Here is a 14,652-nt window from a genome sequence, read left to right on the forward strand (position 1 = left end):
AGTTGAGGCGCTTGCCCATCACGGCTGCTGGTAGGATGCGGCGTATGATCGTTGACCGCAGCGCCGGCCTACCGTTCGCCTACCAGCGCCTTTCGCATTGCCTTAGTGGCCACCTCCAGCCGGGCCTCGTCGCCTCCGTAAGCCTCCCCCACCGCGCCAGTGGACCGCCCGAGGATGAGGTATTCTTCGGCAGTAGATGCGCCGCTTAGCCTGATCCTGTCCGTCATGCTGTGCCTTAGGCTATGAACCGTCACTTTCTTGTCGGCCACGATCTTCCGGACGTTCTTCATCAAAGCCGCCGAGGCCGCATCACTGCCACCGGGGCGACAATAGGCGGGGAACAAAAGGTCTTGGCCTTGAGCAGCTTTCACGGCCTCCTGAGCCGCCTTGAGCGCGTCCCCAATCAGCGGCACGTTCCTGACCGAACCTTTTGTCTTAAGCCTCCGGTGAGGGTGAAAGACAAGGCTAATGTGCGGGAATTTGTGATCAAGCCGAGCGTCGCTCACCAGTAGTCCGGTGACCTCGCTCAGACGGCATCCGGTCCCCTCCAGCAGCCGCCAAATGCGCTGAAGGTCTTCCCCGGCGTGACCCAAAATCCACCTTCGTGTCCGCTTCAACTGCTCTTCGGTGAACGGATTTCGGTCGTCCTTCGCCACGGTTGACATCTTCACCGCCAGATTGTGGAAGGGATTGCTGACGGCCTTCGTCAAGTCGAACAGGTCCAACCCGAATTGGAAGATGGCCCGGAGGTCGTTCAGATAGCGCTTCACTGTCGCCGGGCTCTTGATCACGTCCAGCATGTGATCGCGAATGTCGATAGCGTCGGTCTTCCTGATTTCGCTCAGTCCGATGTCCTTACGCCCCAGTGTTGCCTCGACGTGCCCTATGACACGCTCCACCCGCTGCACCTTGTCTTGCTCGTCGTGCGTCCCTTCGATCTTCTCCTTGATGTATCGGCGCTTGGCGTCTTCCAGCGTGGGCGGAGGCGTCGTCGCTGCCGCCCCGAGGCCCAGCAAGTGGAGAAGCGCTGCGTCCTTAACAGTGATCCCGACGGGACGCCCTCTTTCATCCTGTGGATACTTCTTGGCTATCGCCTCGACGCGCTGAGTTCGCGCCACCAGCTCGACGTCGTCAAAGAGTTCGTCGTCTTCAGGCTCGAGGTCTTCCACATTCCAACGGGGGTCCAAGCCCCATTTCCGAACCTGTTTAGCTGCCTCGCTAAATACCTCCAATTCGGTGATGTCAGCGGGAGACCTCGTTAGGGCTCTTTCCGCCGCCGCCAGTTGGCGCTCAGCTTGCGCATGGACTGCGTCATACCGCCTCATTACCTCGGCGTGGGTCTTTCCCAGCGGCATGATGATTTCGGTCTTGCCGACTATCGGCCGCAAATCTGGCCTGACCTTGCGCCTGTAGCGGTATCGACCTTTGCGCGGTTGAACGTATGGGAGGTCTATCATCATCTCTCGTGTTCCCCTCGGTGGACCTCACTGGGTACCTCGGGGAACCCTTACGCCCTTGAAATCATTGGGCTGTAAGGCTTCTGCGGAAAGAAATGGTGCCCAGAAGAGGACTCGAACCTCCACTCCTTGCGGAACACGGACCTGAACCGTGCGCGTCTACCAATTCCGCCATCTGGGCTGGTGCGCGCTCATTAAGCGGGCAAAGGATGAGTGTCAACGCGCTTTTTTGAAAGCCGCGTTCCTTCTCCGGCTCAATGCTCCAGCACTTCCTTCGACGCTACCGTGGAATCGGCGTTGAGCGTATAGATGATCGGCACACCGGTGCCGAGCTCGAGCTTGACGATCTCCTCGCCCGACTTGCCGTCCAGCGCCATGATCAGCGCGCGCAGCGAATTGCCGTGCGCCGCCACCAGCACGGTGCCGCCGCGCAGCACATGCGGCTGCAGATCGTGCAGGTAATAGGGCCAGACGCGCGCGCCGGTATCCTTCAGGCTTTCCCCGCCGGGCGGCGGCACGTCATAGGAGCGGCGCCAGACATGCACCTGCTCCTCGCCCCATTTCTTGCGCGCATCATCCTTGTTGAGGCCGGAGAGATCGCCATAGTCGCGCTCGTTCAGCGCCTGGTCGCGGATGGTCTCGAGCCCGCTCTGGCCGACAGCGTCTAGAATGTGCTGACAGGTCTTCTGCGCCCGGATCAGCGACGACGTGAAGGCGATGTCGAATTTCATGCCGCGCGCCCTGAGCTTGGCGCCGGCCGCCTTGGCTTCGGTATGGCCTAGTTCGGTCAGGTCGACGTCGCGCCAGCCGGTAAAAAGGTTCTTCAGGTTCCACTCGCTCTGGCCGTGGCGCACGAGCACGAGAGTTCTCGACATATTTGCTCCTTCAAATTTTTATGGATCAACTGGTCAGGCCGAGCACGTCCCGCATCGAATAGAGGCCCGGCTTGCGGCCGCGCGCCCACAGGGCTGCCTTGACTGCGCCGCGGGCAAAGATCGCCCGGTCCTCGGCATGGTGGGCGAGCGTGATGCGCTCGCCGGTACCGGCCAGCACCACACTGTGGTCGCCGACGACCGAGCCGCCGCGCAAGCTGGCGAAACCGATCGAGCCTGCCTTGCGCACGCCGGTATGACCGTCGCGCGACCGCACGCTGTTCCCGTCAAGGTCGATGCCGCGCCCATTAGCGGCGGCTTCGCCGAGCAGCAGCGCCGTTCCCGACGGCGCGTCGACCTTGTGCCGGTGATGCATTTCCAGGATCTCGATGTCGAAATCGTCGGCATCGAGCGCGCGCGCCGCCTGCTCCACCAGCACCGCCAGCAGATTGACGCCGAGGCTCATATTGCCTGACTTGACGATCGTCGCGTGCCGCGCGGCGGCCGCGATCCTGGCGTTGTCTTCGGCCGAACAGCCGGTGGTGCCGATGATGTGGGCGATGCGCGCCTGCGCCGCGTAGCCGGCGAATTCGACGGTCGCTTCCGGGGTGGTGAAATCGAGTACGCCGTCGGCCTTGGCGAAGACCGGCAGCGGATCGTCCCCGATCGCCACGCCGAGCCGGCCGACGCCGGCCAGCTCGCCGGCATCCTTGCCGATATGGGGCGATCCGGCCGGCGCGATGGCGCCGGCGACACGCGCGCCCGGTATGGTGTGGATGGCGCGGATCAGCGCCTGGCCCATGCGGCCGGCAGCGCCGACCACCACCAGGCCCATTTCACTCGCGGTCGGCATGTCACTCATGAATGTCTCCCGACCACCTTTTTCGCGCGGGCATTTTGCGCCGCAGTCTGGATTGGCTTGCCGTCATCGACAAGCCCCAGCCCTTTCCTGCCTTGCACCCGGTGAAACCGCGCATAGACGCTGTGCGGGTCGGCCATCAGCGAGGCGTGCGTGCCCTGTTCGACCAGCCGGCCCTGCTCCAGCACGATGATATGGTCGGCATTGACCACCGTCGACAGCCGGTGCGCGATGACAATGGTGGTGCGCCCTTCCATGACATGGGTCAGCGCTTCCTGGACGCGGGCCTCGGCCTCGTTGTCGAGCGCCGAGGTGGCTTCGTCGAGCAGCAGGATCGGCGCCTGCCGAACGATGGCGCGGGCAATCGATACGCGCTGGCGCTGGCCGCCCGACAGCGTCACGCCGTTCTCGCCGACGGGCGTGTCGTAGCCTTGCGGCTGCTGGCGAATGAAATCGTCGGCCGCGGCCTGTTGGGCGGCGCGTTCAATCTCGGCGGCGGTGGCGCTCAGCCTGCCGTAGCGGATGTTGTCGCGGATGGTGCCTTCGAACAGATAAGGCTGCTGCGAAACATAGGCGATCGAGCCGCGCAGCGAATGCTTGGTGACCTTTGAAATGTCCTGGCCATCGATATCGATGCTGCCCGACTCGACGTCGTAGAAGCGCTGCAGCAGCGCAACCAGCGTCGTCTTGCCGGCGCCCGAAGCTCCGACGATGGCAGTCACCTTGCCGGCAGCGGCGACAAAGCTCAGATCCTGCAGGACCGGCGCCTCTTCGACATAGCGGAAGGACACATTGTTGAAGCGCACTTCGCCAGAGGTGAATTTCGCCTCGGCGGCTCCCGGCACGTCACCCTGCTGCGGCTCGAGGTCGAGAAGCTCGTAGATCATGCGCGCATTGACCAGCGACTTTTCCATGCCGACCTGCATACGCGCCAGCCGCCTGGCGGGGTCATAGGCAAGCAGCAGGGCGGTGATGAAGGCAAACACCGCGCCCGGAGGTTGGCCGCCGATAGTCGCCCGGTAGCCGGAATAGGCGATGACGCCGGCGACGGCGAAGCCGGCCAGCATTTCGGAGATCGGCGTCAGCCGTTCCGAGACGCGGGCGATCTTGTTTGCCCGCTGCTCGGCGCCCGCGACGAGGCCGCCGATGCGGCGCGACAGCTCGTCTTCCAGAGTGAAGGCCTTGACGATAGCGATGCCTTGCGTCGCTTCCTGCATCGCGCCGATCAGCCGCGAGTTGATCTGCACCGATTCACGGGTGATGCGACGCACCCGGCGCATCAGATAGGTGACACTGTAGATCAAAGGCGGGCCGATCAGCAGCGACATCGCCGAGAGCATCGGGTCCTGCCAGATCATGACGCCGACCAGCGCGACAAGCGACACGGCATCGCGCGCCAGCGATGTCAGCGTCATCGACAGGAGATCGCGGATGCCGTTGACGTTCTCGTTGATCTGCGCGGCGAGCCGGCCCGAGCGGGTGTCGTTGAAGAAGCTGACGCCGAGCTTCATCAGATGGTCGAAGATGCGGCGCTGATAACGCGCCACCAGATTGTTGCCGATTTTGGCCAGCGTCACTGCCTGGCCGTAGCTGGCCAGCCCGCGCAGCATGAAGGCGGCCAGGATCGACACGCTGATCAGCGCGATAAGATCGCCGCGCTGTTGGTAGAAGATCTGATCGATGACATCCTTCATGATCCAGGCTGTGAAGGCGGTCGTCGCCGCGATCGTCACCAGGCACAGCACGGCAAGAGCATAGTACCAGCGATAGTCGCGGCTGTTCTCGGCGATGATGCGGCGGATCACCGCCACGATCTCGCTGGGACGGACTTTCCCTTTGGTTGGTGCTGGAAGTGTCAAGTTGGAGCGCTTTGTGGTTTCGGTTCGGCCGGGCTGCAATTCGGCAACCTCTTAACGCCCCAATGGCGGCTTGCCTATGGCCGGGGACGGCGAAACTTCGTCGCGGCGCAGCGTGTGTCCTAGACCCGCCAGCGCCGCCCCGCCGTCTGCACGCCGAACAGCGACGGATTTCTGGCATAGGCGGCCAGCCCTAAAAGCGCCGCTAGCGGATGGGTGATGACATAGACCGGCATGCTGCGCATCAGGGCGCTATGCGGCGCCTTGTCCTCGAAGGCGGCGCGGAAATTGCCGGTGCGCAGTGCCGGCAGGATTTTTTGCGCGATGCCGCCGGTGAGAAACACGCCGCCGCGGCTCATGAACACCAGAGCGAGATCGCCGGCGGTGCGCCCCAGGCAGGTGACGAAGATCGACAGCGCCTCTTCGGCTACCGGATCGTTCTTTGCCAGCGCCGCGGCGGTGATCTCGGCGGGCGTGGTAAAGGGCGACGGCTTGCCGTCCGCCTTGGCCACCGCCCGGTAGGCATTGACTAGGCCGCGCCCGGACAGGATCTGTTCGCCGGAGATGCGGCCCTCGAGCTTCTCGATATGCGGAAACACCTGGAAATCGCGCGGCGAGCGCGGGCCGATATCCATATGGCCGCCCTCGCCGGGCACCGGTATCCAGTGATGCAGCGCATAGACCAGCCCGGCGACGCCGAGCCCGGTTCCCGGGCCGAGCACCACCCGCCCGGAATTCGGTTCCGGCGCGTCACCGCCGATCTTTTCCATATGCTCTTCGCCGAGCGCGACGACGGCCAGCGCCTGCGCCTCGAAGTCGTTGAGCACCACGACGTCGCTGAGACCGAGACTGGCGAACATCTGTCTCGGCTTGACGATCCATGGGCAATTGGTAAGCGGGATCTCGTCGCTTTCGACAGGACCGGCTACCGCCAGCACAGCTGAATTCGGCCGGACCGACGAGCGGTCGAGCACGGCCGACTGGATCGCCTCGTCGATCGTATTGAAGTTGGCGGTCTGGACGATCGTCGGCTCGCCGGCTTCGGAATTCGCGTCAAGCACGATCGAGAAGCGCGCATTGGTGCCGCCTATGTCGCCGATCAGAATCGGAAACCGCAACAGAGTGTCGTCGTCGCTTACGCCTGGCATGCTCTCGTCCGTTCCCGACGCGTATCGCCGTTCTCTCGTTGACTAGCGCATGACCGCAAAAAGGGAAATCGGTTTTCGAAGTGGAGATGCACGGATGCAGACAGCGAACACGCTGCCCGCATCAGTGCCCCGGTCGTGGCCGCGGCAGCGGAATGCGGATCTCGGGGGTCGCCACAAAGGCGTTCGCCGAGGCCGGAAGCGCTGCCGCGCCGGCTGCGACCGTCGGCGGCGGCGAAGGCTCTGCCGCGGGAGCGGGTACGGCCGCGATCGGCACGCCGTCGCCATAATAGGTGACTGCTTCCGCCGAGGCCGGAGCCGGCGCGTCGAGCACGAACTGGCATTGCCTGGGCAGGTTCGCCATCGTCATCACGTCGCGTGCCTTCGGCTTGTCCGGATTCTTGTTGGGGCGCCACGGCTCCTCGGTGAACCACCAGGCCAGCGCCTGGTCGCAGCCATCGCCTGGCGCCGTCGCTTCCTGCGCCTTGCAGTCGGGTGACCCAGGCTGGCAGCCGATACGAATGTGGAAGTGGTAATCGTGGCCCCAGAACGGCCTGACCTTGCGCAACCAGCTGCGGTCGCCTTTGACCGTGTCGCAGAGCTTCTTCTTGATCCCTGGATTGACCAGGATGCGCTCGACTTCGGGATAGCTCGCGGCGCGCCTCAACAGCCGCGTGTGCATCGGCGTCCACAGGCCATCCTTTACCAGATGGGTCTTTTCATCGACCATCAAGGTAGCGCTGATGTTTTCGCGCTCTTCGGTCGAAAGCTTGCGGTCGGGCATCGGCGTTAGCCAGATGTCGGCGTCGAGGCCGATCTGGTGCGAGGCATGGCCGCTCAGCATCGGCCCGCCGCGCGGTTGCGAGATGTCGCCGATCAACAGGCCCGGCCAGCCGTCGGCCGCGGCATCGCGCGATAGTTTCTCGATCATCGCGATCATCGCCGGATGGCCCCAACGGCGGTTGCGCGACGGTCGCATCACCTCCCAGTGCCGGCCGTCCATGGGCAGCGCGACGCCGCCGGAAAAACAGCCTTTGGAATAAAAGCCGATCGATTGCGCTGCTGCGAGTGCCGGCAGCTTTTTGGCGCCGAACAGCTCTTTTGCCCGTTGCTCGGCGCTCGCCGTTTGCGCGGCAAGCGTTAGGCCGGCGACGGCCAGTGCTGCCGTCAGCAGCAGTGTTTTTCCCGGCAAGGCTCGCTTTAACGTCTTCCCCAAGCTGGACCCCTCCGCGATTTGAACCGCATCATACCACGCCCCGCGCAACGTATCGATCACGACCGTTTCATCGGACTGCGCGCCTCGCCGTCGCGCCAGTCGCCGCTCGCCCACATGGCGTCGAGAGCCGAGCGGTAGTCGGGGAAGCGAAAGCCATAGCCGGCCGCCTTGATCGCCGCGTTGGCGACACGCTTGTTCTCGCCATAGAAGGACCGCGCCATGGGCGAAAGTTGGGCGGTCTCGAACGGAATTTCGGGCGGCGGCTCGATGCCCATCAACCTGGCGGCATAGGCGACGACGTCCTGCGGCGGCGCCGGCAGGTCGTCGGTGACGTTGAAGATGCCGCCGCGATCGCCTTCGGCTAGATGCCAGAGAGCGCCGGCAATATCGTCGCAATGGATGCGGTTGAACACCTGGCCCGGCTTGACCAGTCGCCGGGCGGTGCCGTTTTCGAGATTGACCAGGGCGTTGCGGCCCGGCCCATAAATGCCGGAAAGCCGCAGGATCGCCACCGGCCGGTGGATGTCGTGGCCCAGTTGCAGCCAATCCTGCTCGGCTGCGACACGCATCACCGACCGCTTCGACAACGGCCGGCATTCGGCGGCCTCGTCCACCCAGTTGCCGCCATGGTCGCCATAGACGCCGACGGTGGAGAGATAGGCGATCCATTCGAGCTCCGGCATGTTGGCCACGATCACCTCGCGTGCCGCGCCCAGCACCGGGTCGCCGGCCTCGTCCGGCGCGACCGAGACGACGAGATGGGTTGTCTTCCCAAGCGCATCGCCGATTTCGGAAGTCGGCGTGCCATCGAAACGCAGCGGCACGATACCGGCTTGCCGCAGCGCCGCGAATTTTTCCAGCGACCGTGTTGTACCGAAGATCGTTGTGTCGGCATCCCTGTTGGCGCCGGCGAAGGCCCTGCCCGAATAACCGGCGCCGAAGATGAAAATCTGCTTTTTTGTCATGTATGGGCCTCGATCGGCTTTGGCAGGGCCAGAAGCCATTCGCCTCTTACCGCCTCGTCACCTTCTACTTGCAAAGCGGCTGCGGCACGTTCGGCAAATTCCTGACCCGGCACTAGCCGCGACAGCGCCCATACCGCGGCGCCGCGAACCAGCGGCGAGGCATCGTCGAGCAGCGCGCGGACGGCGCCGGCCAGCGACAAGTCCTGGGAATTGCCGGCCGCGATCAGCACGTTGCGGATAAAACGGTCGCGGCCGATGCGCTTGACCGGCGAGCCCGAAAAAAGCGCGCGGAAGGCAGCGTCGTTCAGGCAAAGCAGCTCGGCGAGCGGCGGTTCGCGCAAGTCCGCGCGGGCGGCAAGCTTAGCCTCGGAGGCAGCTTGGGCGAACTTGTTCCACGGACAGGCGGCCAGGCAGTCGTCGCAGCCATAGATGCGATTGCCGATCTTTTCCCGGAACTCATGTGGGATCGGTCCTTTGTTCTCGATGGTGAGGTATGAAATGCAGCGCCGCGCATCGAGCCGGTAAGGCGCCGGAAAGGCGTCCGTCGGGCAGGCGTCGAGACAGGCGCGGCAGGAGCCGCAATGATCGTCCTCAGGCGCGCCCGGCACCAGCTCGGCCGTCGTGAAGATGGTGCCGAGGAACAGCCAGGAACCATGGGCGCGGCTGACCAGGTTGGTGTGCTTGCCTTGCCAACCGAGGCCGGCCGCCTCGGCCAGCGGCTTTTCCATCACCGGCGCGGTGTCGACAAACACTTTGACGTCGCCGCCGGCGCGCGCAACAAGCTTGCCGGCGATCGCCTTCAGCCGGCCTTTCATGACGTCATGATAATCGCGGTTCTGCGCATAGGCGGAGATCGCGCCGCGATCGCGTTTTGCCAGGATGTCGCGCGGGTCGCGGTCGGGGCCGTAATTCATCGCCAGCACGATGATCGAGCGGACCTCTGGCCAGAGCGCCGCTGGTTTGCCTCGCCGCTCGAGCGTTTCGGCAATCCAGCCCATCGAGCCGTGAAAGCCGTCGGCAACGAATTCGGCCAGCCGTTCCGGCGCCCGCGGAATCGCATCGGGCGTTGTGACGGCGACGGCGTCAAAGCCGGCGTTCCGCGCCTCGCGGTCGATCAGCGCGCGCAGCTTTGCCGTATCAGAAATCGAGGTCCGCATAATGTGACACCGGCGACAGGCCACGCACCCGGTCGGACAGAAGCGGCCGGAACGAAGGCCGTGATTTCACCCTTGTATACCATTCGCGCGCGGCGCTGTGTTCGCGCCAGTCGATCTCGCCGAGATAGTCGAGCACCGACAGTGCCGCCGCCGCCGCGAGATCGGCATAGGTGACCTTGTTGCCGGCCAGCCAATGACGGGTGCCGGCCAGCCAGTTGGTGTATTTCATGTGCTGGCGGATATTGGCGCGGGCGGCGCGGATCGCCGCCGAATCGGGCGAGCCGCCGCCCGCTGTTTCCGGCATGACCGGCTTCAGAACGCGCTCGCGCACCAGATGCCGGGTAACCTCGCTTTCCGCCTTGTTGAGGTACCAGTCGGTCAGCCGGCGGATTTCGGCGCGTTCCATCGGGTCTTCGGCGAATAGCCGCTTGTCGCGCTTGAGTACGCCGCGCGTCTCGTCGAGATATTCGGCAATGACCACTGCGCCAACAATCGGCACGTCGCCCTCGGCAAGCAGGATCGGCAGCGTGCCGGCCGGGTTCAGCGCCAGGAACTCCTTGCGCCGCGTCCACGGCTTCTCTTCGATCAGTGCCAGTTCCTCGCCATACTCGCCAAAGGCGAGGCGGACGAAGCGGCAGCTGGCGAACATCGGATGGTGGAAAAGCGTTAGCATGGTCCCGCGATAATAGAGCGCACTGGCAAATCGCCGGCTGCGCCGGTAAGTCTTGGCCGCCCGATTCAGGGGCTGTCAGGGTGCTGCGACCTATAGGGGGAGTTCCGCGCCGTGACAAGCAAGCCGTTTTCTCAAGCCCTCCCTCCAACGCCGAGGTTGCCATGGAAAGCCAGACCGTCGTCGAAGCACTGCTGCTCGGCATGCTCGAGGGCCTGACCGAGTTTATTCCGGTGTCTTCGACCGGTCATATCCTGCTCGCCGGCCATTTCCTCGGCTTTCATTCGACCGGCAAGGCCTTCGAGATCCTGATCCAGCTCGGCGCCATATTGGCGATCCTCAGCGTCTATTTCCACCGGCTCTGGAAGATGCTGCTCGAACTGCCATACGATCGGCTGACGCGGCATTTCGTCCTTGGCATTCTCATCGCGTTCCTGCCGGCGGCCGTAGTCGGCGCGCTGGCGCATGATTTCATCAAGACGGTGCTGTTCGAATCGCCGCGGCTGATCTGCATCATGCTGATCATCGGCGGCGTCATCCTGCTGCTGGTCGATCGCATGAAGCCGAAGCCATATTACCACGATGTCGAGCGGTTCCCGACCAGGCTCTATCTGCAGATCGGGCTGTTCCAGTGCTTGTCGCTGATCCCCGGCACATCGCGCTCGGGTTCGACCATCGTCGGCGCGCTGCTGCTCGGGGTCGACAAACGGGCGGCGGCGGAATTCTCCTTCTTCCTTGCCATCCCGACCATGGTCGGCGCCTTCGCCTTCGACCTGTTCAAGAACCGCAATGTGCTGAGCAGTGCCGACCTGCCTATCATCGCCGTCGGCTTCGTCGCCGCCTTCGTCACCGCGCTAATCGTCGTGCGCTTCCTGCTCGACTATGTCTCGCGCCATGGCTATGCGCTGTTCGGCTGGTGGCGGCTGGTCGTGGGCATCGTCGGCCTGGCGGGGCTGGCAATCTGGGGGTGAGCCGGCGCGGATAGCGCAATCCCAGCCGGAACTCTGTTCTTGCCCGAAGCCGAGCCATACGATCTTGTGGACGTATGGTTGGCAGGGGGAATGCATGAGCGAAGTTCTTGACGCCCTCGTTATTGGCGCCGGTCCGGCGGGGCTCGGCGTCAGCTACTTCTTGAAACGGCAGGGCCGCGACCACCGTGTGCTCGATCGAGGCCGGATCGGCGAAACGTGGCGAACGCAGCGATGGAATTCGTTTCGACTGAATTCGCCGACCATTCGCTCCATCTTACCCGGTGATTCCTACGAGGGGCCGGAGCCCTGGGGCGCGATAACCCACCATGAATTTGTCGCGTATCTCGAAGGCTATGCCGAGCGGCACCGCCTGCCGGTAAGCACCCAAACTCCGGTTCAAGAGCTGACGAGAGACGATGGGATCTTTCGCGTCACTACGGCGGCTCGTGGCGTGCTTCTGGCGCGCAATGTGGTGATCGCCACCGGCGACCAGAACCGACAGGTCCGGCCACCAGGGTCGGCGGACTTGCCGGCGGCAGTTCGCCAAGTCGATTCTTCGGCTTATCGCAACCCGGCCGAGTTCGAGAATGGCGCGGTGCTGGTGGTCGGCAGCGGCCAGTCGGGCGGCCAGATCGCCGAGGATCTGGCGGTGGCCGGACGTGCGGTCTTTTTGGCGACCAGCCGCAACGGCCGTTGGGTGCGGCGCTACCGCGGGGGCAACATACTTAAATGGCTGACGCTGTCCGGTTTTCTCGACGTTCCGCGCAAGGAACTCGTCCTCCCCTCCGGCAAGCTGCAGGCCCGCGCGCTGGTCGGCGCGACCCATACAATCAGCCTGCAATCGCTGGGTGCACAGGGCGTGGTGCTGCTCGGCCGCTTCAGGGGCGTGGAGAATGGCAGCCTCGTCTTCGGCGACGAACTCGACGACCATATGCGATTTGCCGACGAGGTTTCGGCGAATGCCAAGCGCCTGGTCGACGAGTACATTGAGCGCGCCGGCCTCGATGCGCCCCTGGCCGAGGATGATCCAGCCGAGACGGTTGCCCCGCGCTTGCCCGATCCTCCGATCCGCTCCCTCGACTGGACGGCGAGCGGCATCAGATCAGTGATCTGGTGCACGGGTTTCACCGGCGATTTCTCATGGGTCCGGCTTCCTGGCGCGCTCGATGCGGCCGGCCAGCCCGTCCACGAGGATGGCGTCGGCGCTGTTCCAGGTCTCTTTTTCGCCGGCCTCGATTTCGGGTCGACACGGAAATCGGGCACCATACCGGCCATTCCAGTGGAGGTGGCTGGCATTGTGGAGCGACTTGTCCAGGTGCGGCGGCCTTGACCTCGGCGCGTCTGGACCTCGGCTGGTCGTCGTCGGGCTGACAGCACTGGCCATATGGGGATGAGCCGGCGCAGTCATTCGGAATGGTCGCCCTGGAGACGCCAAAGGAGGTGCATCAAGGCGCGCGATCGGTCAGCGCGCTCGCACCTTCCTCAGCGGCGCAATGTGCGCAGCAGTAGATGATGTCATCCTGTTCGACGCCATGTCCGATGATCCGGCATCCGCAATGCGGACACGTCGGAGCAAGTTTCTGGACCGCGCATTCGAAGCTGTCGAATGTGTAGGTCTCCTCGGCCATCGTCACTTTGAAAGCCTTGTCGTAGTCATTCCCGCATTGATCGCATCTGGCCATGGTTCTTTTCCTTCTTTCATTGGCTTCAAGCTCGACCAACCTGTCGCGCGGCGATAGGTTCCCGCCAGGATCAGAGGGCCGTCCTAAGGCGGAGACGAGCGCGAGCCTACGCCACGGCGCTGTTCGATCACGCGGATCACCTCGTCGATATCCCGCGGCTCGATGTCGAGTTCCTTCAGGCCCGGCGCGTCGATTGCTGCCACATTATCCTGACGCATAAGATCGATCTGGTTGCGCGTTATGGGGGCAGCCGGGAGGAGTTCCGCGACGCCAGCCAAGGCGTTCCATACAGCAAACGGCACCGGCATCAGCTTTACGTGCGTATCGAGCTGTCGGGCGATCTCCCGAAGCAATTCCTTATAGGTATAGATACGCGGGCCCCCGAATTCGAATATGGATGAACCCTTGTGGCTTCGCCCGTCGATCAGCCGGCTCACTGCTTCCGCGACGTCGGCCACATAGACCGGCTGAAGCCGTGTGCCACCATCGCCGAACAGCGGATAGACCGGCAGGAGGCGTATCAGCCTCACAATGGTCGTGAGGAAAGCGTCGTCAGGTCCTGTCATGACGGCGGGACGCACAATGAAAGCGCCGGGAAATGCGTTTCCCACGGCAACTTCTCCGCGCCCACGTGCCCTTATATAATTCGAATCCGATTGAGGATCGGAGCCGATCCCTGAAATCTGGACGAACTGATCGATCTCGACCTTGCGCGACACGGCAGCGAGATCGGCCGCGGCTTTCACATGGACGCGTTCAAAGGTCTGGACGCCCTGCTCGACGTAAAGACTGATAGCATTCACGACCGCCTGTGATCCGGTAATGGCCGACCCAATCGAGGACGCATCCAATATATCCGCCTCGACTGCTTCGGGCATCCTTGTAATCGAGGAAAAGACCAGGGCCACGCGAGCCGGATGGCGAGATGCGGCGCGCACCGTGAAACCCCTTTCCAGGAGCCGCGTCACGATCCTGCGCCCGAGAAAGCCAGTTCCGCCGAACACGGTGACGATCCGTTCCTGGTTGAGATCGTCAGGATCCATTTGCCTCGCCATCCCTTGTCCTCGCACGCCTGCCACGAGGACTGCCCTGATCGGCATTTGAACCAGCCCGTCGAACATCAGGACGGTTGGAGAACAACGCAGGAACGCTTTTGTTCCAGTCAGTGCTGGGCGGAGACCAGGTCGACAAACCGATCGATTGAGCGAATCCAGGTGAGCGTCGGCACATGATCCAGGCGGCAAATGGCGCTACTTGCTTGTTCCCATCGACGAGACGACAGGCAATCGAATCTGAACCGGAGATCGCGGCAAAACCGACCCCACTTCGGGAATGACCTAGTTCCCCCCGTAAAAAACGTTCTCGACATGCACCGGCCAGCGCCACGGCAATACCGCCACCATGTCGAAGCGCACCGATAATTTTCCGTAGTCGGATTGGCGCGACAGCCAGAAATCGGCCGCGCCTTCGATGCGGCGCTCCGATTCGCGGCCGACGGCCTCCATCGCCTCGATCAGCGTACGGCGTGCCTTGACCTCGACGATCAGCACCAAATCGCCACGCCGCGCGATCAGGTCGATCTCGCCAAACCTGGTACGGTGGCGGCGGGCAAGAATCCGGTAGCCCTTCAGCATCAGCGCCGCCGCCGCCAGCCATTCACCGTGATGGCCGCGCCGGTAGGCCTTTTGCCGGCTGGCGCTCCGCCGTTCAGCCATCGCGGTCTCCGCCGGCCCCGTCTCTTCCGGCATTCCTGAGGTCGAGCAGCCGTCGGTAGAGCGTCTGTTTTTGGCCACCCGTCATCT

14 protein-coding genes and 1 tRNA gene are annotated in these 14,652 nt (G+C 63.7%); 2 read left to right on the forward strand and 13 right to left on the reverse strand.

What is annotated here, in order from left to right; genetic code table 11:
* Positions 1-68 precede the first annotated feature (68 nt).
* The 10 genes from X760_RS0137805 to X760_RS52690 form a co-directional block, all read right to left on the reverse strand.
* Positions 69-1,460, reverse strand: coding sequence for a tyrosine-type recombinase/integrase (locus X760_RS0137805; protein ID WP_051409657.1), 1,392 nt, complete (start codon positions 1,458-1,460; stop codon positions 69-71).
* A gap of 93 nt (positions 1,461-1,553) precedes the next feature.
* Positions 1,554-1,638 (reverse strand) — tRNA-Leu (locus X760_RS52650).
* Positions 1,639-1,711: 73 nt separating this feature from the next.
* Positions 1,712-2,332, reverse strand: a complete 621-nt coding sequence (locus X760_RS52655; RefSeq protein WP_023718820.1) for a 2,3-bisphosphoglycerate-dependent phosphoglycerate mutase — start codon at positions 2,330-2,332, stop codon at positions 1,712-1,714.
* A gap of 25 nt (positions 2,333-2,357) precedes the next feature.
* Positions 2,358-3,182: a 4-hydroxy-tetrahydrodipicolinate reductase gene (gene dapB / locus X760_RS52660; protein ID WP_036244690.1), complete on the reverse strand. Its 825-nt coding sequence runs from the start codon at positions 3,180-3,182 to the stop codon at positions 2,358-2,360.
* Between the two features lie 5 nt (positions 3,183-3,187).
* Positions 3,188-5,047 carry an ABC transporter ATP-binding protein gene (locus X760_RS52665; RefSeq protein WP_023718822.1) on the reverse strand — a complete coding sequence of 620 codons (1,860 nt, stop codon included), beginning with the start codon at positions 5,045-5,047 and terminating at the stop codon, positions 3,188-3,190.
* A gap of 119 nt (positions 5,048-5,166) precedes the next feature.
* A complete protein-coding gene (locus tag X760_RS52670) occupies positions 5,167-6,192 on the reverse strand; it encodes a glucokinase (protein ID WP_023718823.1) in 1,026 nt (341 codons plus the stop codon).
* Between the two features lie 121 nt (positions 6,193-6,313).
* Positions 6,314-7,405: a penicillin-insensitive murein endopeptidase gene (gene mepA, locus X760_RS52675; protein WP_031193975.1), complete on the reverse strand. Its 1,092-nt coding sequence runs from the start codon at positions 7,403-7,405 to the stop codon at positions 6,314-6,316.
* A gap of 56 nt (positions 7,406-7,461) precedes the next feature.
* Entirely contained in the window at positions 7,462-8,370 is a 909-nt protein-coding gene (locus X760_RS52680) for an SDR family oxidoreductase (protein ID WP_023718825.1), read from the reverse strand.
* Positions 8,367-9,527, reverse strand: a complete 1,161-nt coding sequence (gene queG, locus X760_RS52685; RefSeq protein WP_023718826.1) for a tRNA epoxyqueuosine(34) reductase QueG — start codon at positions 9,525-9,527, stop codon at positions 8,367-8,369. Before queG ends, X760_RS52680 begins: the two co-directional genes overlap by 4 nt.
* Complete coding sequence (locus X760_RS52690; protein ID WP_023678968.1) at positions 9,508-10,200, reverse strand: glutathione S-transferase family protein; 693 nt, start codon at positions 10,198-10,200, stop codon at positions 9,508-9,510. The genes queG and X760_RS52690 overlap by 20 nt, the downstream gene beginning before the upstream one ends.
* Positions 10,201-10,361: 161 nt before the next feature.
* Here X760_RS52690 and X760_RS52695 point away from each other — a divergent pair, with 161 nt between their 5' ends.
* Positions 10,362-11,168 carry an undecaprenyl-diphosphate phosphatase gene (locus X760_RS52695; RefSeq protein WP_023718827.1) on the forward strand — a complete coding sequence of 269 codons (807 nt, stop codon included), beginning with the start codon at positions 10,362-10,364 and terminating at the stop codon, positions 11,166-11,168.
* A 94-nt stretch (positions 11,169-11,262) separates the two neighbouring features.
* Positions 11,263-12,498: an NAD(P)/FAD-dependent oxidoreductase gene (locus tag X760_RS52700; protein WP_023718828.1), complete on the forward strand. Its 1,236-nt coding sequence runs from the start codon at positions 11,263-11,265 to the stop codon at positions 12,496-12,498.
* A 115-nt stretch (positions 12,499-12,613) separates the two neighbouring features.
* Here the strand turns inward: X760_RS52700 and X760_RS52705 are convergent, their stop codons facing one another.
* The 3 genes from X760_RS52705 to X760_RS52715 form a co-directional block, all read right to left on the reverse strand.
* Positions 12,614-12,850: a hypothetical protein gene (locus X760_RS52705; protein ID WP_023718829.1), complete on the reverse strand. Its 237-nt coding sequence runs from the start codon at positions 12,848-12,850 to the stop codon at positions 12,614-12,616.
* An 83-nt stretch (positions 12,851-12,933) separates the two neighbouring features.
* A complete protein-coding gene (locus X760_RS52710) occupies positions 12,934-13,950 on the reverse strand; it encodes a complex I NDUFA9 subunit family protein (protein ID WP_348633216.1) in 1,017 nt (338 codons plus the stop codon).
* 237 nt (positions 13,951-14,187) lie between these two features.
* A complete protein-coding gene (locus tag X760_RS52715; RefSeq protein ID WP_023718831.1) occupies positions 14,188-14,565 on the reverse strand; it encodes a YraN family protein in 378 nt (125 codons plus the stop codon).
* Positions 14,566-14,652 lie beyond the last annotated feature (87 nt).

It is taken from the genome of Mesorhizobium sp. LSHC420B00, from assembly GCF_000503055.1.
GTDB lineage: Bacteria > Pseudomonadota > Alphaproteobacteria > Rhizobiales > Rhizobiaceae > Mesorhizobium.